The organism is Mycobacterium sp. 1274756.6 (assembly GCF_001668625.1).
GTDB lineage: Bacteria > Actinomycetota > Actinomycetes > Mycobacteriales > Mycobacteriaceae > Mycobacterium.
In genome coordinates this window covers 34736-59007 of record NZ_LZLJ01000083.1, presented here as the reverse complement: position 1 = coordinate 59007, position 24272 = coordinate 34736, and the positions used below count along the sequence as shown (strand labels likewise).

The window sequence follows — 24272 nt, the reverse complement described above, 5'->3', positions numbered from 1 at the left end:
ACGTCGCCGCGGCTTTCCAACCGCAAGATAAGTGCGGTAACGTTCCCGAAGCTTAGCTCAGCGAAGCAACTGATCGTCGTCGGTGCGCAGAGGATGGATCGTGAACCGGGTGCTCAAACGGCTGTGGATACCACTGGTGTTCATCGTCGTGTTGTCCGTTTCCGGTCTGGTGGTCTCCCGGCTGCACAACGTGTTCGGCTCTGAAGACCCCAACGCCCGCGCCGGGCACGGCATCGAGATCGTCCAGTTCAACCCCAAGGTGGTCACCTACGAGGTCCTCGGCGCGCCGGGCACCGTGGTGAGCATCAACTACTGGGACGCCGAAGCCAACACCCACCAGGTCGACGGCGCGGTGCTGCCGTGGAGCTTCACCTTCAGCACCACGCTGCCCTCGGTCAGCCCCAACATCATGGTCCAGGGTGACAGCAGCGAGATCGGCTGCCGCGTCACCGTCGACGACATCGTGCGCGCCGAACAATACGCCCAGGGCAACAACGCCCAGACCTTCTGTGTGGTGAAATCCGCGTGACCCAGCACAGCGCCTACGGACCGGACAAGAAACGTCCGTTCTTCGCGCACATGCTGCGTATCTTCTGCATCCCGATCATCATCGGCTGGTTCGTCCTGACGGTCATCGTCAACGTGGTCGTCCCGCAACTCGAGGCGGTCGGTGAGGCACACTCGGCGCCGATGGCGCCGGCGGAAGCGCCGTCGATGATCGCCATGGCCCGCCTCGGCGACAACTTCCAGGAGTTCGACTCCAACAGCACCGTGATGGTCGTCATCGAGGGCGACGACGAGCTCGGCGACGCCGCCCACGAGTACTACGACGAGATCGTCGCCAAGCTGCGCGAGGACCCCGAACACGTCCAGCACATCCAGGACTTCTGGAGCGACCGGCTGACCGCCGCCGGGGTGCAGTCCTCCGACGGCAAAGCCGCCTACGTCATGCTCAACCTCGCCGGTCAGCAGGGCACCACGCTGGCCAACGAGTCGGTGGAGGCGGTCCGCGACGTCATCGCCGACACCGAAGCGCCGCCGGGCCTGACCGCGCACGTCGTCGGGTCGACCGCCCTGGCGACCGACATGCACATGATCGGCAACGCCAGCCTGGCCAAGATCACCCTGGCCACCCTCGGCGCGATCACGATCATGCTGCTGATCGTCTACCGCTCGGTGGTCACCACCCTGGTGCAGCTGTTCATGACCGGGATCGGGCTGGCCTGTTCCCGCGGCGTCGTCGCGCTGCTGGGCAACGCCGGCGTCATGGGGATGACGACGTTCGCCACCAACATCCTGACGATGCTGGCGATCGCCGCCGCCACCGACTACGGCATCTTCCTGATCGGCCGCTACCGCGAAGCCCGCATCCTCGGCGAGGACCGCGAAACCGCCTACTACACCACCGTGCGCAGCGTGACCCCGGTCGTGCTCGGCTCGGGCCTGACCATCGCCGGCGCGGCCTACTGCCTCAGCTTCACCCGCCTGCCCTACTTCAAGACCATGGGCGTTCCGGTCTCGATCGGGATGCTGGTGGTGGTCGCGGTCGCGCTCACCCTGGGGCCCGCGGTGCTCACCGTCGCCGCCCGGTTCGGCCTGCTCGAGCAGAAGCAGAAGCGACACGAGGGCCAGGTCAAGGGCACCCAGAGCCGGCTGTGGCGCAAGGTCGGCACCAGCGTGGTCCGCTGGCCGGGTCCGGTGCTGGCCGCCAGCGGCGTCATCGTGATGATCGGCATGGTCGCCCTGCCCGGCTACGAAACCAACTACAACGACCGCTACTACCTGCCCGACGACGCGCCGGTGAACATCGGCTACACCGCCGCCGAGCGGCACTTCACCCAGGCGCGGATGAACCCGGACATGTTGATGGTCGAAGCCGACCGGGACATGCGCAACCCGGCCGACATGCTCGTGCTCGACCGGGTGGCCAAGAACATCATCCGGCTGCCCGGCATCGCGATGGTCCAGAGCATCACCCGCCCGCTGGGCATCCCGATCCAGCACAGCTCGATCCCGTTCCAGCAGGGCATGCAGGGCAACATGCTGATGCAGAACATGGACTTCATCAAGGACCGGATGGCCGACATGCTCAAGATGGCCGACGAGCAGCAGGTCACCATCGACTACCTCGAGGACATGCTGCGGATCACCACCGGCCTGTCCAACACCACCAGCGACATGGCCGGCGTCACCGACGACATGGTGGCGGTCACCGACGAGATGCGCGACCACATCGCCGATTTCGACGATTTCTGGCGGCCGATGCGCAACTACTTCTACTGGGAGCCGCACTGCAACGCGATCCCGATCTGCTGGTCGCTGCGCAGCATCTTCGACGCCCTCGACGGCATCGACAAGATCGACGAGCAGTTCGGCTACATGTCCCGCGACATCCACCAGATGGACGACTGGCAGAAGGAGATGGTGGCGATCCTGCCGCCGGCCATCGCCAGCATGAAGCACACCAAGGCCCTCACGCTCACGATGCACAGCACGTTCGACGCGATGATGGACCAGATGAAGTACATGTCGAACACCGCGGTGATGATGGGCCAGAGTTTCGACGAGGCCCGCAACGACGACTTCTTCTACCTGCCGCCGGAAGCGTTCGACAACGAGGACTTCCAAACCGGCTTGCGCCAGTTCATGTCTCCCGACGGCAAGTCCGCGCGGTTCTTCATCACCCACGACGGTGACCCGGCCACCCCGTCCGGGATCGCGCGGGTGGACTCCGAGCGTCTCGCCGCCCAGGAGGCCCTCAAACAGTCCTCGCTGGCCAACGCGCGAGTGTTCCTGGGCGGCACCGCCGCAACGTTCAAGGACATGCACGACGGCGCCAAGTTCGACATGATGATCGCGGTGATCGCGTCGCTGACGCTGATCTTCCTGATCATGGTGTTGATCACCCGCAGCCTGGTCGCCGCGCTGGTGATCGTGGGCACCGCGTCGAGTTCGATCGCGGCGGCGTTCGGTCTATCCGTGTTGATCTGGCAGGACTTGTTGGGCCACAACATCCACTGGGTGGTGTCGGTGCTGTCGGTGATCATCCTGCTGGCGGTCGGCTCGGACTACAACCTGTTGCTGGTGTCGCGGTTCAACGAGGAGATCCACGCCGGGTTGAAGACCGGTTACATCCGCGCCATCGGCGGCTCCGGCGGTGTGGTGACCGCGGCCGGTCTGGTGTTCGCGTTCACGATGGCCGCGATGCTCGGCAGCGACCTGGAGGTGCTCGGCCAGTTCGGGTCGACGGTGTGCATCGGTCTGCTGCTCGACACGCTGATCGTGCGCTCGCTGTTCATGCCCTCGATCGCGGTGCTGTTGGGCCGCTGGTTCTGGTGGCCGCGGGTGGTCCACCCACGCGGCGACAACGCCCTGCCGCCCTCGGAACGCACCCAGCCGCTGGCGGTGCGGTCGTGAACCGCGCCCTGGCGGTGATGCTGGCGGCGCTGACGGTGCTGGCCGCCGGCTGCGCCGAGGTCTCCAGCGGCGACGAACGGCCCCCGGTGTTCTCACCGAGCCTGCCGACGCCGCCGCCGCGCCCACCCGCCTACCTCGGCGACACCCTCGAACTCGACCGGATCGGGGACAGCCGGATCGCGGTCACCGTGCTGCAGGTGATCAACCCGGCCACGGTGCCCTACGGCCGAGAGTCCGACAAGAACTACGTCGCGGTGGAGTTGACGGTCAAGAACATCGGTGCGCTGACCATCACCGGCGACGCCAACAACGACGTCTCGCTGATCGGCTCCGACGAGCAGGACTACCCGTCGGCGCTGGCCGCCGTCAGCCAGTGCAAGAACTTCCTGTACGGGCAGTTCGTCCTCGCCCCGCAGGAGGCGGCGACCGGGTGTGTGTCGTTCGCGCTTCCGGTCGGGGTGAGCCCGGCGAAGGTCAAGTACAGCCCGTCGTCGGGCATCTCGATCGACGTCGGCCTCTGGAGCCTGTAGCCCGGGACGCGACGCTGTCGCCGCCGTCACATTTGACAGGTGTAAAGTCCGCTGTCATGGACAACATCGCCGGTAAGACCATCGTCATCACCGGGGCCGCCCGGGGCATCGGGCTGGCCACCGCCAAGACCCTGCTCGGCAAGGGCGCGCGGGTGGTCATCGGGGACCGCGACATCGACGTGCTGGAGTCCTCGGTGTCCGCGCTCAGCGCCCTCGGCCCGGTCTCCGGGCATCCCCTCGACGTCACCGACCGCGAGTCGTTCGCGCTGTTCCTCGACAAGGCCCGCGCCGACGGCGGCGGCCGCATCGACGTGCTGATCAACAATGCCGGCGTGATGCCGGTCGGCCCCTTCCTCGAGCAGTCGCAGAAATCGATGCGCTCCTCGGTCGAGGTCAACGTCTACGGCGTGCTCACCGGCTGCCAGCTGGTGCTGCCGGAGATGATCGCGCGCCGCAGCGGGCATGTCATCAACATCGCGTCGCTGATCGGCTTGATCCCGCTGCCCGGGCAGGTCACCTACACCGCCACCAAGGCGGCCGTGATCGGCTTGACGGTCGCCCTCGCCGACGAGGTCGTCGAGCACGGCGTGCAGGTCAGCGCGGTCATGCCGCCGTTCACCAACACCGACCTGATCTCCGGGACGAAGACCACCGCGGCCAGCAAGCCGGTCGAACCCGAGGACATCGCCAAGGCCATCGTCAAACTGCTCAACAAGCCCAAGACGCTGGCGTCGGTGCCGGCACCGCTGCGGTTCACCGCCACGCTGGCGCAGCTGCTGGGCCCGCGGGGCCGCCGGGGCATGAACAAGCGCCTCGGGCTGGACCGCATCTTCCTCGACTACGACACCACCGCGCGCAAGGCCTACGAGGACCGCGCCCAGGACGCCCAGGGCGTGCGCGAACAAGCCGACTGAGCGCCAACCCGGCCCGCAGCTAGCTGACTAGCTGCGGCCGGTGAGCTTCTGCACCATCTGGATCTCGGCGTTCTGGTAGGGCCGGCCGTCGGGGCGCAGCAGGTCGTGGAACCACATCTTGGGGATCGAGGTGTAGGGGTTATCCCAGGAGTCCCACGGGTAATAGGTCTGGCTCTTGCCCGCGACCAAACCCCAGTTGTAGACCCCGACGTTGCGGCGCTTGGCCACCGGCAGGATCCCCTGCACGGTGCTGCCCTCCTGCCGCGCCATGTACTCGGTGCACAGGATCGGCCGCCCCTCCGGCGCCAACTCGTCGATGCGGTTGTTGAACCCGGTCGGGTGGTCGTAGCTGTGAAACGTGACGATGTCGGAGTTGGTCAACTGCACGTTCTGAATCTCGGTGCGCCCGGACGGATCCGCCCAGGAGCCGTCCCACACCCCGCTGGTGATCGGCTGGCGCGGGTTGACCGCCCGCGCCCAGGAGAACACCTGCGGCAACAGATCGGCCACCCGGTCGAGCTTGTCGGAGCGCTCCACCGACGCGTACTGCTTGGCCATGTTGTCCGGCTCGTTCCACACGTCCCAGGCCAGCACCCGGTCGTCGTTGCGGAACTGGGTCATCACCGAGGTCACGTACTCCTGCAGCACGCGGCGGTAGGCCGTGTCGTCGATGCGGTCGGCGCCCGGGCTCTGCGCCCACCCCGAGTTGTGGATGCCGCGCCGCGGCGCCGGCTGCTGGCCGGCCTTGGGGTGCGGGTCCCAGCAGGAGTCGAAGAACACGAACATCGGCTTGATCCGGTTCCGCGCCGCCACCCCGACGAACTGCGACAGCCGGTTGGAGAAGCCGCGCCGATCCGCCGCCCACAGCTGATCGTGCAGGAACACCCGCATGGTGTTGAACCCGCACTGCCGCGCCCAGCCCAGCTCGGTGTTGATGCGCTGGAGGTCGAACGTGGCGGGCTGGAACATCTCCAGCTGGTTGATGCTGGTGGCCGGCAGATAGTTGGACCCGATCAGCCAGCCCTGCCCGCGGTACCAGTTGTTGGCCTGCTGGGCCGACCAGCGGCCCGGGGCCGCACTCGCGCTGGGCATCCGGGCCAGCATAACGCCGGCCGACAAGGCCAACGGCAGCTTCAGCGCAGTACGACGGTCCACACCACCCACCGTAGTGTGGCCCCGGCGGCCGGGCCGCGACGGTGAGCCGTGTCGCGCCGCGCCGAGAACGAATCGTTATCTGCCCAGCGCCTGGTCCAGATCGGCGATGAGGTCGTCGACCTCCTCCAGACCCACCGAAATGCGCACCACCTCGTCGCCCAGGCCGATCGCCGCCCGGCCCTCCGGCCCCATCGCGCGGTGCGTGGTGGTCGCCGGGTGGGTGATCAGCGTCTTGACGTCGCCGAGGTTGTTGGAGATGTCGATCAGCCGCAGCCCGTCGAGCAGTTCGAAGGCCCGCTGTTTGCCGGCGTCGGCCGCGGCGTTGAGGGCGAACGTGATCACCGTGCCGCCACCGGTCATCTGCCTGCGCGCCAGCGCCTGCTGCGGGTGGGAATCCAAAAACGGGTAGCGCACCCAGGCGATGCGCTCGTGGCCCTCGAGGAACTCCGCGATGCGCAGCGCCGCCGCGTTGGCGTGATCCACCCGCACCGCCATCGTCTCCAGGCCCTTGAGCAGCAGCCAGGCGTTGAACGCGCTCATCGCCGGACCGGTGTGGCGCATCAGCGTTTTCACCGGCCCGGTGATGTAGTCCGCGCTGCCCAGGATCGCCCCGCCGAGCACCCGGCCCTGCCCGTCGATGTGTTTGGTGCCCGAGTACACCACCACATCCACCCCCAGCGGCAGCGCCTGCTGCAGCAGCGGGGTGGCGAAAACGTTGTCCAGCACCACTTTCGCGCCCGCGGCGTGCGCCAACTCGGTGACCGCGGCGATGTCCACCAGGGACTGCATCGGGTTGGACGGGGTTTCGAAGAACACCGCCTGGGTGGGCACCGACAGCGCCTGCTGCCACTGGGTGAGGTCGTCGCCGTCGACGAAGACGGTCTCCACCCCCCAGCGCGGCAGGATCTCGGCGCACACCACATAGCAGGAGCCGAACAGGCTGCGCGACGCCACCAGCCGGTCACCGGCGCCCAGCAGCGCGCCGAGCGCGGTGAACACCGCGGCCATCCCGCTGGCGGTGGCGAACGCCGCCTCCGCCCCTTCGATCAGCCGCAGCCGCTCCTCGAACATCGAGATGGTCGGGTTGCCGTAGCGCGAATAGACGTACCGGTCGACCTCCCCGGTGAAGGCCGCCTCCGCCGCGGCCGCCGAGGAGTAGACGTAGCCGGAGCTGAGGAACAGCGCCTCGGCGGTCTCGTCGAACTGCGAGCGCAGGATGCCGCCGCGCACCCCGATGGTGGCCGGGCCGACACCGTCGGGCAGCGGCCGGGGACGCCGCACGGACGCCGGTTGCGGCTCCTGGCTCACGACTGGGTCCAGGGCAGCCCGTCGGCCTTCCATCCGGTAACGCCGCGGTGGCCGTCGCCGTCCGGCGCGCCCTCGAACCCGTCCAGCATGTTGTAGGCCGGGGTGAGGCCGGCTTCGGTGGCGGTCGTCGCGGCCGGGATCGACCGGTTACCCGAGCGGCACAGGAACACCACCGGCCCGCCGGAGACCTTCTCGGTCAGTTCCCGGGCGAAGTTCGGGTTGGGGTTGCCCGCCGAGTCCACCCACTGGATGTAGACCACGTCCTTGCCGATGCCGGAGAGGTCGGGCACGCCGACGAACCGCCACTCGGCCTCGGTGCGCACGTCGACGAGCACCGCGTCCGGGTTGTCGTTGAGCAGTTGCCACGACTCGCGCGGCGTGATATCTCCGGCATAGCTCACGTGCGTGAGTGTCGCATATCCGGCCAGGGTCGGCGCACACGCCTTCCACCTACCGTTCTCACGAACGAAGCTGGTGGGAGCGGTGATCTTGTCGTCCGGATCGTCCTGGAAGTAGTAGAGGACGGTCGCGGTCGCCCGGTCGCCGTCCACCCTGACCTCGGTCACGTTGCCGACGTAGCGCGCCCCGCGGTCCCGCTGCGTCTTGCGGTGACGCTCAACGAAATCCGACTCCCGGCCCTGCTCGGAAGAGCAGGTGAAGTCACGGAAGGCGGCGAAGTCCTCCCGCTGCAGCGCATCGTTCTGCCCGATCGCCGCGCGCACCACGTCCTGGGCGTCGCCGTCGTCGCGCCGCAACGCCGTGACCCCCAATCCGATCAGTACGAGCGCAACCACCGCGATCGCGGCCAACACCGGGACCGGCGAGGTGCCGCCGACCTGACGTTCCTCGCTCACAGCTGGGCGACCCCCGGGAGGGCGTCGGCGGCGTGTACCGCGCGCGCCAGCGCCGCGTCGACGTCCCCGGCGGTGGCCAGCGCCACCGCCGACCGGCAGCCCGGGCCGAAGACCCGCACATCGGTTTCGGGTTCGGACAGCGCCGCGGCCGGCACCGCACCGAATTCGGTGTAGAGCAGCCGGGCCGCGCCCGGGGAGATCAGCACGGTGTCGGCGGGCAGGCCCAACACGGCGCGGGCGGCCAGCTCGAACTGGGAGAGCCGCTGGGTGCGCAGCGTGACCAGCCCGGTGTCGGCCGGGAAGACGCCGGCGTCGCGGAAGAACACCTCGTCGTCGCGGATCGCGAGGTCGACGGCGAACAGGCCGCGCCCGCCGAGGGCGCGCACGACGCGCCCGGCGACCGACCGCGCCGAATCCAGCGCGATCGTGCTCATCGGCTGCGGCTGCCAGCACTCCAGCCCGCGGCCGTCGGCGGTGCGCCGGTGCCCGATCGGGGCGCAGAACTGCACGTCGTCCTCGTCGGTGACCACCACCAGCTGGGTGATCTCGAAGTCGGTCTGGATCACCGACTCGGCGAGCACCCGTCCGCTGTGCCCGTCGGCGGCGATGGCGCGCCGCCACGCCGGTTCGATGTCGTCGGGGCGCACCAGCACCGACTGGCCATCGCCGGGTTTGTCCGCCGCCAGCGGGCTGACCACCAGCGGATACCCGGCCTCCTCGGTGACCTCGGCGAGTTCCTGCGGCGACCCGGCGAACCAGAACGGCACGGTGGGCACACCGATGTCCTCGGTGACCAGGTGGCGCAGCTCCTCGCGGTCGGCGGCCAGCCGCACGCTGCGCGCCGACGGCACCACCTGCACCGCGCCGGACTGGCCGGCCAATCGCAGCGCCTCCACCGCCACCGCGTCGCTGCCGGCCACCACCACGTCGGGGCGCAGCCCGGAGATCGCGGCGGAGAGCGCGTCGGTGTCGGACAGCGCCACCACCTCGTCGACGCCGGGCCCGGCGGCCGGTTCGGCCACGATCACCTGCGCGCCCAGCCGCTGCAGCGCCACGGCCAGCTCGGCGCCGAGTTGGCCGGCACCGAGCAGCAGCACCCGGGGACGGCTCCGCCCCGACACGGAATCGGTGTCGGTCACGGACCCACCCCCTTCAGTTCACGGCCAGCTTGTTGCTTCAGGATAAAGGCGCACCGGAACGGAGGGATGGCCGACGTGGATGCTCTGCTGCTGGCGGTGGTCGGATCGGCCGTCCTGGTGGCCGCGGTGGCCCGCCATTTCACCGTCTCCGCGCCGCTGGCCCTGGTGGTGGTGGGCCTGGTCCTCGGGATGATCCCGGCGATCCCGGACGTGACGATGGGCTCGGATCTGGTGCTGTTCGTGATCCTGCCGCCGCTGCTGTGGTCGGCGGGGCTGGAGAGCTCCTATCTGAACATGCGCCGCAACATCCGGCCGATCTCGATGCTGGCGGTCGGGTTGCCGCTGGCCACCACCGTGGTCGTGGGGCTGGTCGCCTACCAGGTGGTGCCGCAGCTCACCCTGGCCGCCGCGTTCACCCTCGGCGCGATCGTCGCCCCGCCGGACGCCGTGTCGGCGACCGCGGTGGGGCGCCGGCTCGGGCTGCCGCGGCGCATCATGACCCTGCTGTCCGGGGAGAGCCTGCTCAACGACGCCACCGCGCTGACCGCCTACAAGGTGGCGCTGGGTGCGGCGATCGGCGCGACGGTCACCGTCGCGGGCGGGTTCGCGACGTTCGCGCTGGCCGCCCTCGGCGGGGTGGCCACCGGGGCCGTGCTGGGGCTGCTGCTGGTGCAGGTGCGCGCGCGGCTCTCCGACGCGCTGGCCGAGAGCGCGATCGGGCTGGTCGCGCCGTTTTTGATCTACCTGGTCGCCGAGATGCTCGACGGGTCCGGGGTGCTGGCGGTGGTGGTGGCCGCCCTCCTCCTGGGTCAGCGGTTCACCCGCGCCGACTACTCCACCCGCCTGCAGGACCAGGCGGTGTGGCGGGCGCTGACACTGATCCTGGAGTCGTTCGCGTTCCTGCTCATCGGGCTGCAGTTGCCGACCGTGATCGCCAACCTGCACGGGGACACCTTCGCCGAGCTGCTCGGTGCGTCGGCGGCGGTGTTCGCCGCGGTGCTGGCGGTGCGGATCGTGTGGGTGGCCGGGTTCGCCTACCTGCCGCAGGTGGCGCCCGGCCGACTGCGCCGACGCGGCCCCTCCCCCACCCCGGCGCAGGTCGCGGTGCTGGCCTGGGCCGGGATGCGCGGCGTGGTGTCGCTGGCCGCGGCGTTCGGTGTGCCCGCCCTCACCCTGGCCGGCACCTCGTTCCCGGGCCGCGCGCAGCTGGTGTTCCTGACGTTCGTGGTCGTGGTGGGCACCCTGCTGCTGCACGGGCTGACCCTGCCGTGGCTGATCCGCAAGATGGGGGTCTCCGGTGACGAGGCCCGCACCGATGCGATCGCGGCGGCCACCGCGCAGGACAAGGCGGCCCGCGCGGCGATGGAACGCCTCGACGAACTGCTGGCCGCCGAGGAGCCCTCCGAAGCCACCGAGCGGGCCGCGGAGGTGCTGCGCAGCCTCAACACCCGCCGGCGCAACGCGGCGCGGGAGCGGTTGCGTCGGCACAGCGGGGCCAGCGACGCCGAACTCGACGAGAGCCTCTCGGCGGTGTTCCGCCGACTGCGCCTGGAGATGCTGGCCGCCGAACGCGCCGCCTACATCGCCGAACGCGACGCCGGCCACCTCGACGACCAGGTGCTGCGGGCCCTGCTGCACGGGCTGGACCTGGAGGAGGCGGCGTTGAACGTGCAGTGATCAGGGCTGGCCGGGAAGCAGCTGCACCATCAGCGCGTCCAGCTCGGCGAGCAGCTTCTCGTCCCGGTCGACGAGCTCACCGGAGATGAAAGCCTTACGGCCCTCGACCTTGTCGACGCGGCCGCGCACGGTCAGCGGGGTGTCGATCGGGGTGACCGCGCGATAGTCGACCTTGAGATAGGCGGTGCGGCTGATCGGTCGTTGCGCGCCGTGCACCACCATCCCGCACAGCCAGTCGAACAGCAGCGGCAGCACCCCGCCGTGCACCGCGGAGTTGCCGCCGACGTGGAAACGGCTGAACCGCCCGCGCATCACCACTCCGTCGACCCCGAATTCGACGATGCGGAACGGCGGCAGCAGCAGGCTGCCCATGCCCGGCAGCGCCGGGATCCGCCCGGCCGGCGACACCCCTTCGGGGGCCCGGGCCGGCTCCAGCACCCCGGCCAGCTCCTCGAGCTGCCCGGCGGCCTTCTCCCACACACTGTCGTCGGGCGCGGCGGACACCGCCAGGTCCTGCAGCCGGCGCATGGCGGTCAGGTACCGGGAGAAGCCGGGCTCGGCATCGGCGACCTCGAAGTCCGGGAATCCGCCGCGGCCGCGGTCGGGTTCGTCGGTCACGCCGGGCCCCGGACGACGTCCCGGCGCACGATGGTCTGGTCGCGGCCCGGCCCGACCCCGATGCACGACACCGGGGCCCCGGCCAGCTCCTCCAGCCGCGCCACGTAGTCGCGGGCCTTGGCCGGCAGGTCGTCGAACTCCCGCGCCCCGGAGATGTCCTCCCACCAGCCCGGCAGCTCCTCGTAGATCGGTTCGGCGCGGGCCAGGTCGGATTGGGTCATCGGCATCTCGGTGGTCTGCTTGCCGTCGATGCGGTAGCCGACGCAGACCGGCACGGTCTGCAGGCTGGAGAGCACGTCGAGTTTGGTCAAGAAGTAGTCGGTGATGCCGTTGACGCGGGTGGCGTAGCGCGCGATCACCGCGTCGAACCAGCCGCAGCGGCGCGCCCGGCCGGTGGTCACCCCGACCTCCCCGCCGGTCTTGGCGAGGTATTCGCCGTGCTCGTCGAAGAGTTCGGTGGGGAACGGCCCGGCCCCCACCCGGGTGGTGTAGGCCTTCAGGATGCCCAACACGGTGGTGATCCGGGTGGGCCCGATCCCCGATCCGACGGCGGCGCCGCCGGCGGTCGGGTTGGAGGAGGTCACATACGGGTAGGTGCCGTGGTCGACGTCGAGCAGGGTGCCCTGCGAACCCTCCAGCAGCACGGTCTGCCCGGCGTCGAGAGCCTCACCGAGCAGCAGCCGGGTGTCGGCGATGCGGTGGCGAAACCCCTCGGCCCGGGTGAGCAGTTCCTCCACCACCTGCTGCGGGTCGAGGGCCTTGCGGTTGTAGATCTTGACCAGCACCTGGTTTTTGAACTCCAGCGCCGCCTCGATCTTGTGGGTGAGCAGGTCCGGGTCCAGCACGTCGGCGACCCGGATGCCGATCCGGGCGATCTTGTCCTGGTAGCAGGGTCCGATGCCGCGGCCGGTGGTGCCGATCTTCTTGTTGCCGAGATAGCGCTCGGTGACCTTGTCGATCGCGATGTGGTACGGCATCAACAGGTGGGCGTCGGCGGAGATCAGCAGGGTCGAGGTGTCCACGCCGCGGTTCTCCAGCCCGGCCAGCTCGTCGAGCAGCACGCCCGGGTCGACGACGACGCCGTTGCCGATCACGTTGGTGACCCCCGGAGTCAGCACCCCCGACGGGATCAGGTGCAGCGCGAAGTTCTCCCCACCGGGCAGCACCACGGTGTGCCCGGCGTTGTTGCCGCCCTGGTAGCGCACCACCCACTGGACGTGCTCACCGAGCAGGTCGGTGGCTTTACCCTTGCCCTCGTCGCCCCACTGGGCGCCGATCAGGACGATTGCCGGCATGGCTTTTCCCGCCTTGGTCTCGCGTCTACTGTGATCCAGCCGGAGACTCACACTAGCTCAGCGGTAGGTCAGGAGGGCCGTGAACCAAGTCGAGACGCGGTTGCTGCTTTTCGACGGTGCCGCCGCGCCGCGCGCGCTGGCCGGGCTGCCGGCGACCGCGATCGGCGCTGCCGAGGAGGTCGACGCCGTGCTCGACGGGACCCGTCGGCTGATCGTGGTGGGCGCCGACGCGGCCCTGGCGACGGTGCTGTCCCGACTGCTGCGCGCCGACCGGCTCGACATCGAGGTCGCCCACGTCACCTCCCGGCGCCGCGCGGCGCGCGCCCTGTCCGGGACGGCCCGCGAGGTGCCGCTCATCCGCGACGAGACCGGCACCGTGCTGGTGGGGGCCGCCACCTGGCGCGGTGCCGACGGGCTGCTGCACGGCGAGGCCGTCGTCGACGACACCGTGCTTTTCGACGGGCGGGTGCGGGGCGTGCGGGTGGAGTCGCTGGCCGAACTGCCCGGGCTGCGCGCGCGGGTGACCGGGCGGCTGCGGCGGCGATGGGTGACCGGCCGCGCCGCCCAGCTGGGCTGCACCGGGGCGCTGGTGACCCGCGACGGGGTGGCCGCCCCGCGCCGGGTGCGCCGGTTCGCCTTCTACCGGCACATTCAGGGCTGGCTGCAGGTGCGGTGACGGCGGCTGCGCCGAACCGGGGCCCGGCCGGGTATCCGGTAGCTTGCTTGGAGTGAACCTCCGCTCGATGCACTCCCAGGCGGTCCGTCCCAGCCCGATCTTTCTGGGCCTGATCGCGGTGACCGCGCTCGGCGGGGTGCTGGCCTGGCTGGCCGGGGTGGAGGTCGGGCCGCTGGCCTACGCCGGGGTGTTCGTCTTCGTCATCGCCGGCTGGCTGGTGTCGCTGTGTCTGCACGAGTTCGGACACGCCTACACCGCGTGGCGCTTCGGCGACCACGACGTGGAGGCCCGCGGCTACCTGACCCTGAATCCGCTGCGCTACAGCCACCCGCTGCTGTCGCTGGGGCTGCCGATGCTGTTCGTCGCGCTCGGCGGCATCGGCTTGCCCGGCGGCGCGGTGTATGTGCGCACCGGGTTCATGCCGCCCAACCGGCGCTCGCTGGTGGCGCTGGCCGGGCCGGCCGCCAACGTGGTGCTGGCGGTGCTGCTGCTGGTGGCGATCCGGGTGCTCTACGACCCGGCGCACGCGGTGTTCTGGGCCGGCATGGCCTTCCTGGCGTTGCTGCAGCTGACCGCGGTGGTGCTGAACCTGCTTCCGGTGCCGGGGCTCGACGGCTACGGCGCGCTGGAGCCGCACCTGAGCCCGGAGACCCAGGCGTCGCTGGCGCCGGCCAAGCAGTGGGGGATCCTGATCCTGGTGGTGCTGCTGATCGCGCCCGGACTCAACCGGATCTTCTTCGGCATGGTCTACACCCTCTTCGAGCTCTCCGGGGTAAAGGCTGGGCTGGCCGGCTGGGGCGCGTCGCTGACGTTGTTCTGGAACGCGCTGTTCTGACCGGTCCGGCGGACCGGCCCACCACCGCCCGCGCCGGCCCGCGGGCGCCTCTTAATCCCTTTAATCCCTCGCCCGACGTCCGCCCTCGACCCCTGGTAGACTGGCGCGCCAGTTCTGCTGATGGTTTCTGCCCCGAGGACGGCCGCCGCTGTCCGTGACGTCGCGAAGGATTCCCCGCCCGTGTCGAACCCAATTGCCCCGACGACCGACCGATCGTTCTCCGTTTTCCAACTGCCCGAGGAGCACGATGAGCTGCGGGCGGCGATCCGGGCACTGGCGGAGAAGGAGATCGCCCCGTATGCCGCCGAGGTCGACGAGCAGTCCCGGTTTCCCGAGGAGGCGCTGACGGCGCTGAACTCCTCGGGGTTCAACGCGGTGCACGTGCCCGAGGAGTACGGCGGGCAGGGCGCGGACTCGGTCGCCACCTGCATCGTCATCGAGGAAGTGGCGCGGGTGTGCGCCTCCTCGTCGCTGATCCCCGGGGTCAACAAGCTCGGCACCATGGGGCTGATCCTGAGCGGCTCCGACGAGCTGAAAAAACAGGTCCTTCCCGCGATCGCCAGCGGCGAGGCCATGGCCTCCTACGCCCTCTCCGAACGGGAAGCAGGCAGCGATGCCGCCGCCCTGCGGACCCGCGCCAGGGCCGACGGCGCCGACTGGGTCCTCAACGGAACCAAGTGTTGGATCACCAACGGCGGCAAGTCCACTTGGTACACGGTGATGGCGGTGACCGATCCCGACAAGGGCGCCAACGGGATCTCGGCATTCATGGTGCATAAGGACGACGAGGGTTTCACGGTGGGGCCCAAGGAGAAGAAGCTGGGCATCAAGGGCTCACCGACCACCGAGTTGTACTTCGAGGACTGCCGCATCCCCGGCGACCGGATGATCGGCGAGCCGGGCACCGGGTTCAAGACCGCGCTGCGCACCCTGGATCACACCCGCCCGACCATCGGCGCCCAGGCGGTCGGGATCGCGCAGGGCGCGCTGGACGCGGCGATCGAATACACCAAGGGCCGCAAGCAGTTCGGCCGCCCGGTCGCCGACAACCAGGGCGTGCAGTTCATGATCGCCGACATGGCGATGAAGCTGGAGGCCGCCCGGCTGATGGTCTACTCCGCCGCGGCGCGCGCCGAGCGCGGCGAGCCGGATCTGGGGTTCATCTCCGCGGCCAGCAAGTGTTTCGCCTCGGATGTGGCCATGGAGATCACCACCGACGCGGTGCAACTGTTCGGTGGGGCCGGCTACACCATCGACTTCCCGGTCGAGCGGATGATGCGCGACGCCAAGATCACCCAGATCTACGAGGGCACCAACCAGATCCAGCGCGTGGTGATGAGCCGCGCGCTGCTGCGCTGACGCGCGGCGTCCCGCACCGCGGCACGTCGCGCCACCCGCCGAACGTGAAGGTGGGTTCACGCACGCGGCCGAACATGAGCCTGCGTGCACGCTGGCGCTCGGGTGGAGCGTGCCTTCACCATGGCGCCAGCCGGAGGACCACCGCTCTAACCGACACCGGAAAGCACCACAGCGGGGCCATCTCTGAGATACGCTAAACTCATTGCAACACCAGTCAATTGGAAGGGCGGACCACCAGTCATGAGGATCCTTTTGGCATCGTTCTGACTTTGGGCACTCGCCCTGGGAACCGCTGCGAGCGCTCTAGCCGGCCCCGATGGCGAGGAATCCCCCGACGAAGTCGCGTTCCTCTCCTCCCTAGACGCTGCCGACATCACCTTCGGGAATGCCGAAGCTGCGGTCGTCAGCGCTCAAACTGTCTGCCAACTGATTTCGAGCGGCACTCCGAGTCCTGATGTGGTCGAGGCGCTCATGGCGCACAACCCGGAACTGATGCCCGAGGTGGCGGTGCAATTCGTCGGTATCGCCGCGAACTCCTATTGTCCCGACCAGCTCTCGCCGGACGATCAGGTCGCACCCGATGACCAACCCGCGCCGGAGAGCCAGCTCTCGCCGCCCCCGGGGCAGCCGGAGGCGTAGCGCAACGCGGCTTTCAATCCGCCAGCAGGCACGCGATCGCGGGGCCGACGGACTGGCGGTCGAACGGTTCGCCGAGAATCACCGCTTGAAACATGGCGCCATCGAGTAGCGCGACGATCGCCCTGGCTCGCACCGGATCGGCCACCGTGGCAACCGCATTCCGCACTCGCTGCAACCAGGTGTTCGTCAGTTCACGCAAGGCGTCGTCGCGTGCGCCGTGGACGTACAGTTCGCAGGTGACGACCGCGATGGTGCTTTGTTCCACGAACTCAGCGGCGGCATCGACGAGCACGTTCTGCACGGAGGCCGCGGGTTCCCGGTCCGCCAAGCGGTTCTCGAAATCGGTCGCCCACTCTTCCACCGCAGCGGTCATCGCCTGCAGGACCAGATCTCGCAAGGACGGGTAATAGTAGGTGGTCGTGCCCAGCGCGACGCCGGCGCGCCCGGCGATCTTACGGTGCGAGACTTTGCACAGACCGCTCTCGGCGATGATGTCGAGCGCGGCGGCGGTGATCTCCGCGCGGCGCATGTCCGGGTTGCGGGTACGTTGCACCTATCAGCCCTCGAAGTCTCGGTGTGCGGTATCGACGAACGAACCCGATGGGCGGGAAACCTCGGCGATGCACGAACTTTGACGATAATCACACCGTCGGAGCGGTGCCCGTCGGTCGCTCATGTACTAATGTACATGACAACGCACGTCGACCGTCAGGAGACCCCGTGGCCTATTTGTGGCTCGCCGCAGCGATCATCACCGAAGTGATCGCGACTAGTTTGCTGAAGAGCACTGCCGGTTTCACCCGACTGCTCCCGACGGTCCTATGCCTCGGCGGATACGGTGCATCGTTCTTCTTGCTGTCGTTGTCGATTGCCCGCGGGATGCAAACCGGTACCGCCTACGCGCTGTGGGCTGCGATCGGTACGACATTGATCGTCGTGGCCGGCGCCATGTTCCTCGACGAACCGTTGACGACCGCCACGGTGATCGGTATCGGCCTGATCGCGATCGGCGTGGTGACCCTCACCACCGCCGGCGGCGTCCACTGATTCGCGGAACCTCGACCTCGCGATACCTCGACCGAGTTGCCGCTTGGGCAGCCGATGATCAACTCATCGCGTTGATGTGCTCAGCCCGTAGCTGCTTCTTCTCGATCTTGCCGACCGCGGTGTGCGGCAACTCCGTCCGAATGTCGATGATCGTCGGCACCTTGAACGACGCGAGCCGTTCCCGACAGTACTCGGTGAGCTCGTCAGCCGATACTTCGTTTCCGGGCACCAACACGAGGCACGCCTTGACCGCCTCGTCCCGGATTGGGTCCGGCACACCGATGACCGCAACCTCCAGCACGTCGGGATGTGCCATCAGCACCGCCTCGACTTCGGTGGCCGAGACGTTCTCACCGGAGCGCTTGATCATGTCCTTCTTGCGGTCGACGAAATAGAGGTAGCCGTCCTCATCGAATCGACCGAGATCACCGGTGTGAAACCAGCCGTCGCGAATCGCGTCGCTGGTCGCCTCGGGGTTCTTGTAGTACTCCTTCATGATCGTGTAGCCGGGTCGGCCGAACACGGTGATCTCACCGACTTCCCCGACCGGGACCGGATCACCCTGATCATCGACCAACCGGACCAGCCGCTCGCCGGCGGGACGACCGATCGAGGGCCAGCGCTGCTCGCCGAAGACCGGCGCCGCCGAGACGACCGTCATCGTTTCGGTCAAGCCATATGCGTTCATGAACCGCACGCCGAAACGCTTCTCGAACGCATCTTTCTGCGAGTCGGCGACGTTGATCGCATACGGCACGCGCCGCAGTTCATGGCTGCGGTCATCAGGGTGCTCGGGGGTCACCAGCAGGGTTTGGACGATTGCCGATCCGAGCATCACCTGTGTCGCGCGGTGCCGGCGGACCTGCTCCATGAAGCGCGATGCGCTGTAGGCCTGCAGGAAGATCGCGGTGGCCCCCAGCGTCAGCGCCGACAGCAGGGTGACGGTCTGCGCGTTGACGTGGTAGAACGGCAGGCACGTCAGGAGCCGGTCGGTGGGCTCCAGACTCTGGATCATCCGCTCCCGCTCCCCGGCATGCAGACAGTTGGCGTGGGTGAGCACGACAGCCTTGGGCGCCGCCGTGGTCCCCGAAGTGAACAGCATCTGTATCGGGGCGTCCGGAGCCAACCGGACCTCAGGTGCTCGGCTGCCTGCGACTGTCAGCTCCTCGAACCGTGTTGCACCCTCGACCGGTCCGTCTGAGCCCACCACGATGATCGACTTGACCAGCGGGAGTTCAGGCAGCAGTTGTTCGTACATGTCGTGGAAGTCCGCGTCGGTAATGACGAACTCCGAATCGGAGAACGATGTCACATAGTGGGTTTCGCGCGGCGTGTTCTGAACGATGGTCAACACCGACACTGCACCCAACCGGGCCACAGCGAACCAACTGAGGATCAATTGCGGCCCGTTGCGCATTCGCAGCGCCACCTTCGTCCCTGGCCCGACGCCGCGGCCGGCCAAACCCGCCGCCAGCGCCTCGACGTCAGCGAGCCACCGGCCGTAGGTGAAGCGCTCCACCTGCCCCTCGCCGCTTTCGAAGACCAGGAATTCTTTGCCCGGATCGGCCGCCGCCCGTTCGGCCAACAAATCGTTGACGGTGCGGAAGCCGATCTGGTCGACCACGCCCACTTCGGTCATCAGCTATGCCTCGCCTTCGCCGATCGTCTTGGGTACACAGTGTCGTGCGCTCGCTTCACTCACGGAACGACGACCACCTTGCCGAACAAGTCGCCTGCCGCCATCGCCGCCAGGCCGTCGCCGGCGTCCGCCAGCGGGATGACCCGGTCGATCACCGGCCGCAATCCGGTGGTCTCCATCATCTGCAAGACCCGGACCAGCTCGTCGCGGCTGCCGCCGACCGAGCTCAAGATGTTGATCTGCTTGAAGATCAACCGCTGCAAATCAGCCGGCGGGTTGAAGCCGGTGGTGCCTCCGGCAACCACGACGTTGCCGCCGTTGCGCACCGAGCGCAGCGAATGCGACCACGTCGCCTCACCGACGGTCTCGAGCACCGCATCGACTCGCTCAGGCAGCCGGGCGCCGGATTCGAACGCCGCATCGGCTCCCAGCTCGACGGCACGTGCGCGCTTCCCCTCGTCTCGCGAGGTGGCCCACATCCGCACTCCGGCAGCGCGCCCCAGGGCGATCGCCGCGGTGGCGACACCGCCACCGGCCCCCTGGACCAGAATGGTCTGACCCGGCTGCGCCCGCGCCTTGGTGAACAGCATCCGGTAGGCAGTGACCCACGCCGAAGGCACGCAGGCGGCCTCTTCAAAGGACAGCGAGGTGGGCTTCGCCACCAGGTTCCGGCGTGGCACCATCACCTTCTGCGCCAGTGCGCCCTGGTGGTAGTCGGAGAGCAGCGTCATGTACGGGTCGAGCAACTCGTCACCAAGCCAGTCGTCCCGGGTGACGACGGGGTGCACGACGACCTCGTTGCCGTCCTGGTCGACGCCGGCAGCGTCGGTACCCAGGATCATCGGCAGCTGTTCTGGCTTGAGGGTGGGAAACCGCAGAGCCCACAGGTCGTGATGGTTCAGCGCTGCCGCCCGGACATCGACCACGGCCCAGCCCGCGGGCGGGACCGGGTCGGGTCGCTCCCCGATCACCAAGCCCGACAGGGGATCTTCGGCTGAAACCGACTTCACATATGCCGCGAGCATCTAGTTCTGACCTCCAGTCATTTCGGTGTTGGTCCCGTGCGCGGTTCTTCCCAGCCGATTCAGATCACGCACGACTGCCTCGACTGTGCGACGACTGCGCACCTGTCCCGAAGACCGACTCCTCCAGCAGGCGCCAGGCTCGCCGAGCTAATCGGACCATCGCGGCCTGCTGGCAAGCGTCGGGTTCCTGCGTAATTAGTGGGTGCGGCCGACGCCTTCGGTTTTGGATCATGGTTTGGTTTTCCACAGATTTGAGGGTCACTACTCGAGAACTCCATCCAGCGCTTGAACCGCAGTAAATGAGCATTCCGCCGCAATACCCCCATCACCCATCGGTACAACCAGTCGGCTCCACTTGACCCGGCCCCTCTGCACTAAAGCACCCGGCAGATGGCTCCACTGACGCGTCAGTGTATCACGCCATCGCCGCGGCCATCGAGGGCGCAACTCAGCCGGACCAGACGCATTGCCGGCAGGGCTATTCGGGTGTGTCTTCCCAGCTCAACTGCACGCCCATCCCAAAATCCTCAGCTCATTGCGCGACGCAGCGGGTGACGAGGGCCAGCCAACGTTGGTCGAGAACCCGCTCCGCGAACGCTTCCTGCAGTTCACCGTCACTGTCCGCACACTAATATTCCTCATATTCTCGCTTCGGCGGAAGTCACGTGGTTAAATGCATTACATGGCAACATCTTCCGACGTCACAGCGTCGTCCAAGGGAATTACGATCTTCAACCCGGCAACCGGAGTGCCCGTCGGCGACGTCGTTTGGAACGTTCCGGACGACGTAGCTACCCTGGCACGCCAGTTGCGCGATAGCCAGCGCAACTGGGAGCAGATCGGTGCCTCGGGCCGTGCGAAAGTTCTCTCCCGCTACGCTGTCTGGCTCGGCGATCACCGTGACGAGATCGAAGACTTACTGATCCGGGAGACCGGCAAATCCCGCGTCGACGCCGCGCTTGAGGTCCCACTGATCATCATGATCATCTCCTACGTCCTCAAAATCATGAAGAAGGCGCTGGCGCCCGAACGGCGCCCGGCACCGCTGCTTCTGCTGAGCACCAAACGCATCAAGGTGCACTATCGCCCATACCCGCTGGTCGGCGTCATCGCGCCGTGGAACTACCCGGTGGCCAACGCTCTGGCCGATGCGATCGGAGCACTAGCCGCGGGCTGTGCGGTTCTGGTGAAGCCGTCCGAGCGAACGCCTCTCACCGCCGAACTTCTGGCCCGCGGCTGGGCCGACAGCGGTGGTCCCGATGTGCTCGGCCTGGTTCAGGGCGCCGCTGACATCGGTACTGAAGTGATCGACCACGTCGACTTCGTCCAGTTCACCGGATCCAGTGCTACCGGACGCAAGGTGATGGAGCGGGCCTCCCATCGGCTGACCCCGGTCAGTCTGGAACTCGGCGGCAAGGACCCCATGATCGTGCTCGACGATGCCGACATCGACCTGGCAGCCCACGCAGCTGTTTGGGGCGGCATGTTCAACGCCGGGCAGACTTGTATATCCACCGAGCGCGTATATGTACTCGACAGCGTCTATGACCAGTTCGTTGAGGCGACCGTGCGCCACGTTCGGGAATTGACGGTGGGCGCCGGCGACAGTCATCACTTCGGCTCGCTGATCGACCAGCAGCAACTCAGCATCGTCGAGAATCACGTATCGCAGGCCGTCGCTGCCGGGGCGCGCGTTCTCACGGGCGGCGAGCGGATAGCCGGTAACGGCAGTTTCTATCGACCGACCGTCCTGGTCGATGTCGATCATTCGATGGCTTGCATGCGCGAGGAGACGTTCGGCCCCACGCTGCCGATCATGAAAGTCGGCACCATCGACGAGGCAATCCGATTGGCGAACGAAACCCCGTATGGTCTCAGTGCCTCCATCTTCTCGCGGAACCTGCCTCGAGCCCGCAAGATCGCATTGCGACTCAACTGCGGTGCGGTCAACATCAACGACGTTATCTCCAACATGATGTGTACGACAGCGCCGATGGGCGGCTGGAACGCCTCCGGCATCGGAACCCGCTTTGGCGGCGCAGATGGCATGCGCAAATTCTGTCGGTTGGAGACCGTCGTCGAGCCTCGAAGCCGATTCGGCGCCGGCCTGACCTATTACAGCAACAAGCTGACCGCATTGACTCGGCTGAACCAGTTGATGACCCGGATGGCGCTCTGGCGCCCCCGACGGATGGCTCGATAACGCACCTGTCCATCACTGCGACCTAGACGTAGCGCTGCCGCCTCATCCGAAGGAAGCCCGTGGGGCGCATCCCAAGCACCGTGAACGAGCATGGGGTGGCATTAGCCAACGCCGTCTCGGGGAACAGGCAGTGGTAGGGACACCGCTGGAAGACTCGCCCCGGCAGTGAGTCACATAACACATCGTCCAGAAGTGGCGTCGTTTCATGTAGCACCATGCGTTGCAAATTGAAGCGCTGAAGTGCACCACCGGGATACGCCGGGCGTCCTCTGCCGCCGTCAGTCCGACACGGGCAACCCGCCCACCAACCCCGAGTCGATGGCACAAACGAGGAAACGGCCCAACCCAGCGGTGCAACGGGTACGGCCAGGGGAATCGGCTTGTTACACCCCAGTCGACGAGCTCGCCGAGGTAACGAGCAGGTCCGAGGACTGCGACGTCGCCTGAACACCGACATCACCGAACCGCGCCGCGTCCACCCAGCGCCGCATCAGTATCAACCTACGGAGTCACATCGACCCTGCCGACCCACCGGCGGCCACCTTGTCCGCCGACCGAATCATCAAACCCAGCTTTTGCGCATCAGGTCACCCATCACCTTGGTCTGCCTATACGCCAAGTCACCACCCACAACCCGACGGAAACCTCCCGCAAAGCTCCGACGCTTTCGGCCGATGCGGGAGCGGGCACACCGCCCTGGTTGAAGACCCAGCGCAAACGCGGTCGATAACAGCGGTGTCGTGTCATCGTCAGGGGCCGATCGTAACCGAGGATCCGATGGCGTGGCGTACACCGATGTCGCCGCCAACGTCGTGGGCTTTCAAACGCGGCACGACCTCGCTGGCCACTAGCTCAAAGTTTGCGGTCGATACCTCCGGTGGCATATTGCCGTACGCGGTAGTCAGTACGACCGCGCCAGCGTCCAATCGACCGACATGGCCCAGGATCTCGTCCACCACCTGATCCGGGGTTCCCCAGACGTGTAGATCAGCCAATTCTGAGGAAAATTGGTCGATTCCGTGTTCTCGGATGTCGCGACTCAACGCGGAATAGTACTCATAGCCCTCAATCGCCGAGAACTCAATGTTGTCGAACTCGTAGTGCTCAACAGTCGACCGTGCGTAGCGCTGGAGATGTTCAACGCGCAGGTGCTGCGCTTCAGCTTCGGTGGTGGCCACGCCGACGAACAAACACAACACCGGCTTGGGCGCTTCCTCATTGTTGAGCTCCAAGAACCGTTTCCGATAAATCGCCATCTCGGCGACCACAGCATCCCAGGGCTTTTGAGCGATGATCATCAAACCAATACCTAGATTGGCCATCAAGTCAATCGACCGCGACGAAACCGCCGATGCAAACGTACGCCCCCTAAACGGCGCATATACCCGCGGTCGCAGTTCCACCCGTGGCTGCTGGTAAAACTCTCCGTCATAGGCCATGAAGCCGGAGTCCAAACCGTTCATGATCGCCTCGGCATACTCACTGAACCGCTCGCGTGACTCACCCATCTTCGACCGGAAGCCGTCGAACTCAACCCGGCCCGCACCGCGGCCCAAGCCGAACATCGCGCGACCCTGCGACAGGTGGTCGAGCATCACGAAGCTCTCCGCCGTACGAATCGGGTCCTGCCAAGGCAACACCGAGACCATCGTTCCCAGCCGCAACCGCTTAGTCCGCGCGGCCAACCACGCCAATAACTGCGGCGCATTTGGCGTCAACTGATACGACGTGAAGTGATTTTCCGGCACCCACACCGAATCAAATCCCGCCTCCTCCGCCCGAGACGCTAACCCGAGCTCATGGCGATACACATCCGCGTCTTCCACCTGATCATCGACGTTCTGAAAGTTCAGGGACAGACCAGTATGCATCTCTTACCTCTTTCGCCGGAGACCGCGCGGCTTCACCGAGAAGAATCAGGAAAAGCGATTGAACACGGCCT

The 24272-nt window shown here is 67.4% G+C and carries 21 protein-coding genes and 1 pseudogene; 11 read left to right on the top strand and 11 right to left on the bottom strand.

The features are described from left to right. Positions 1–100 precede the first annotated feature (100 nt). The 4 genes from A5643_RS12825 to A5643_RS12810 are packed head-to-tail and all read left to right on the top strand — an operon-like array spanning position 101 to position 4861. Positions 101–529 (top strand): MmpS family transport accessory protein, encoded by a 429-nt coding sequence (locus A5643_RS12825; RefSeq protein WP_197497726.1) that lies wholly within the window; start codon positions 101–103, stop codon positions 527–529. A 50-nt stretch (positions 530–579) separates the two neighbouring features. Next, on the top strand, positions 580–3417 hold the full coding sequence (locus A5643_RS12820; protein ID WP_082948947.1) for an MMPL/RND family transporter: 2838 nt from the start codon (positions 580–582) through the stop codon (positions 3415–3417). Then, positions 3414–3947, top strand: coding sequence for a DUF4352 domain-containing protein (locus tag A5643_RS12815; protein WP_066855961.1), 534 nt, complete (start codon positions 3414–3416; stop codon positions 3945–3947). The genes A5643_RS12820 and A5643_RS12815 overlap by 4 nt, the downstream gene beginning before the upstream one ends. Before the next feature lie 56 nt (positions 3948–4003). Further along, complete coding sequence (locus tag A5643_RS12810; protein ID WP_066855958.1) at positions 4004–4861, top strand: SDR family oxidoreductase; 858 nt, start codon at positions 4004–4006, stop codon at positions 4859–4861. A 27-nt stretch (positions 4862–4888) separates the two neighbouring features. On the opposite strand, the gene A5643_RS12805 is transcribed toward A5643_RS12810, so the two are convergent. From A5643_RS12805 to purT, 5 genes and pseudogenes are all read right to left on the bottom strand, one after another. Continuing rightward, positions 4889–6016 carry a cellulase family glycosylhydrolase gene (locus A5643_RS12805; RefSeq protein ID WP_066855955.1) on the bottom strand — a complete coding sequence of 376 codons (1128 nt, stop codon included), beginning with the start codon at positions 6014–6016 and terminating at the stop codon, positions 4889–4891. Between the two features lie 75 nt (positions 6017–6091). Further along, positions 6092–7357, bottom strand: coding sequence for an O-succinylhomoserine sulfhydrylase (locus A5643_RS12800; RefSeq protein ID WP_066855952.1), 1266 nt, complete (start codon positions 7355–7357; stop codon positions 6092–6094). Continuing rightward, entirely contained in the window at positions 7321–7725 is a 405-nt protein-coding gene (locus A5643_RS12795) for a rhodanese-like domain-containing protein (protein WP_066856139.1), read from the bottom strand. The genes A5643_RS12800 and A5643_RS12795 overlap by 37 nt, the downstream gene beginning before the upstream one ends. Before the next feature lie 48 nt (positions 7726–7773). Next, positions 7774–8136: pseudogene (locus tag A5643_RS19025) on the bottom strand (Rv0361 family membrane protein); the annotation flags it as partial. Positions 8137–8174: 38 nt separating this feature from the next. Beyond that, the gene (gene purT / locus A5643_RS12790; protein WP_082948938.1) at positions 8175–9317 is read right to left on the bottom strand and encodes a formate-dependent phosphoribosylglycinamide formyltransferase; all 1143 of its coding nucleotides are present in this window, start codon (positions 9315–9317) and stop codon (positions 8175–8177) included. Positions 9318–9392: 75 nt separating this feature from the next. On the opposite strand from purT, the gene A5643_RS12785 reads away from it, so the two are divergent. Beyond that, positions 9393–10994, top strand: coding sequence for a Na+/H+ antiporter (locus A5643_RS12785; protein ID WP_066856135.1), 1602 nt, complete (start codon positions 9393–9395; stop codon positions 10992–10994). Here the strand turns inward: A5643_RS12785 and A5643_RS12780 are convergent, their stop codons facing one another. After that, positions 10995–11612: a PaaI family thioesterase gene (locus A5643_RS12780; protein ID WP_066855949.1), complete on the bottom strand. Its 618-nt coding sequence runs from the start codon at positions 11610–11612 to the stop codon at positions 10995–10997. It abuts the gene before it with no gap. Continuing rightward, positions 11609–12907, bottom strand: a complete 1299-nt coding sequence (locus A5643_RS12775; protein WP_066855946.1) for an adenylosuccinate synthase — start codon at positions 12905–12907, stop codon at positions 11609–11611. Before A5643_RS12775 ends, A5643_RS12780 begins: the two co-directional genes overlap by 4 nt. Before the next feature lie 79 nt (positions 12908–12986). Here A5643_RS12775 and A5643_RS12770 point away from each other — a divergent pair, with 79 nt between their 5' ends. The 4 genes from A5643_RS12770 (at position 12987) to A5643_RS17855 (ending at position 16416) form a co-directional block, all read left to right on the top strand. Then, on the top strand, positions 12987–13583 hold the full coding sequence (locus tag A5643_RS12770; protein ID WP_066855943.1) for a peptidase M50: 597 nt from the start codon (positions 12987–12989) through the stop codon (positions 13581–13583). Positions 13584–13650: 67 nt separating this feature from the next. Beyond that, complete coding sequence (locus tag A5643_RS12765; RefSeq protein WP_197497727.1) at positions 13651–14418, top strand: site-2 protease family protein; 768 nt, start codon at positions 13651–13653, stop codon at positions 14416–14418. Positions 14419–14610: 192 nt separating this feature from the next. Further along, positions 14611–15777 (top strand): acyl-CoA dehydrogenase, encoded by a 1167-nt coding sequence (locus A5643_RS12760; RefSeq protein ID WP_066856132.1) that lies wholly within the window; start codon positions 14611–14613, stop codon positions 15775–15777. A gap of 282 nt (positions 15778–16059) precedes the next feature. Continuing rightward, on the top strand, positions 16060–16416 hold the full coding sequence (locus A5643_RS17855; protein WP_082948936.1) for a DUF732 domain-containing protein: 357 nt from the start codon (positions 16060–16062) through the stop codon (positions 16414–16416). A gap of 13 nt (positions 16417–16429) precedes the next feature. Here the strand turns inward: A5643_RS17855 and A5643_RS12750 are convergent, their stop codons facing one another. Continuing rightward, complete coding sequence (locus tag A5643_RS12750) at positions 16430–16969, bottom strand: TetR/AcrR family transcriptional regulator (RefSeq protein ID WP_156628789.1); 540 nt, start codon at positions 16967–16969, stop codon at positions 16430–16432. A 167-nt stretch (positions 16970–17136) separates the two neighbouring features. Here A5643_RS12750 and A5643_RS12745 point away from each other — a divergent pair, with 167 nt between their 5' ends. Further along, positions 17137–17463 (top strand): DMT family transporter, encoded by a 327-nt coding sequence (locus A5643_RS12745; RefSeq protein WP_066855931.1) that lies wholly within the window; start codon positions 17137–17139, stop codon positions 17461–17463. A 58-nt stretch (positions 17464–17521) separates the two neighbouring features. Here the strand turns inward: A5643_RS12745 and A5643_RS12740 are convergent, their stop codons facing one another. Next, the gene (locus A5643_RS12740; protein WP_066855928.1) at positions 17522–19102 is read right to left on the bottom strand and encodes an AMP-binding protein; all 1581 of its coding nucleotides are present in this window, start codon (positions 19100–19102) and stop codon (positions 17522–17524) included. A gap of 59 nt (positions 19103–19161) precedes the next feature. Next, entirely contained in the window at positions 19162–20127 is a 966-nt protein-coding gene (locus tag A5643_RS12735) for a zinc-binding dehydrogenase (protein ID WP_066855925.1), read from the bottom strand. A gap of 682 nt (positions 20128–20809) precedes the next feature. On the opposite strand from A5643_RS12735, the gene A5643_RS12730 reads away from it, so the two are divergent. Beyond that, on the top strand, positions 20810–22330 hold the full coding sequence (locus A5643_RS12730; protein WP_066856129.1) for an aldehyde dehydrogenase family protein: 1521 nt from the start codon (positions 20810–20812) through the stop codon (positions 22328–22330). Positions 22331–23079: 749 nt separating this feature from the next. On the opposite strand, the gene A5643_RS12725 is transcribed toward A5643_RS12730, so the two are convergent. After that, positions 23080–24201, bottom strand: coding sequence for an LLM class flavin-dependent oxidoreductase (locus A5643_RS12725; RefSeq protein WP_066855922.1), 1122 nt, complete (start codon positions 24199–24201; stop codon positions 23080–23082). Positions 24202–24272: the final 71 nt, after the last annotated feature.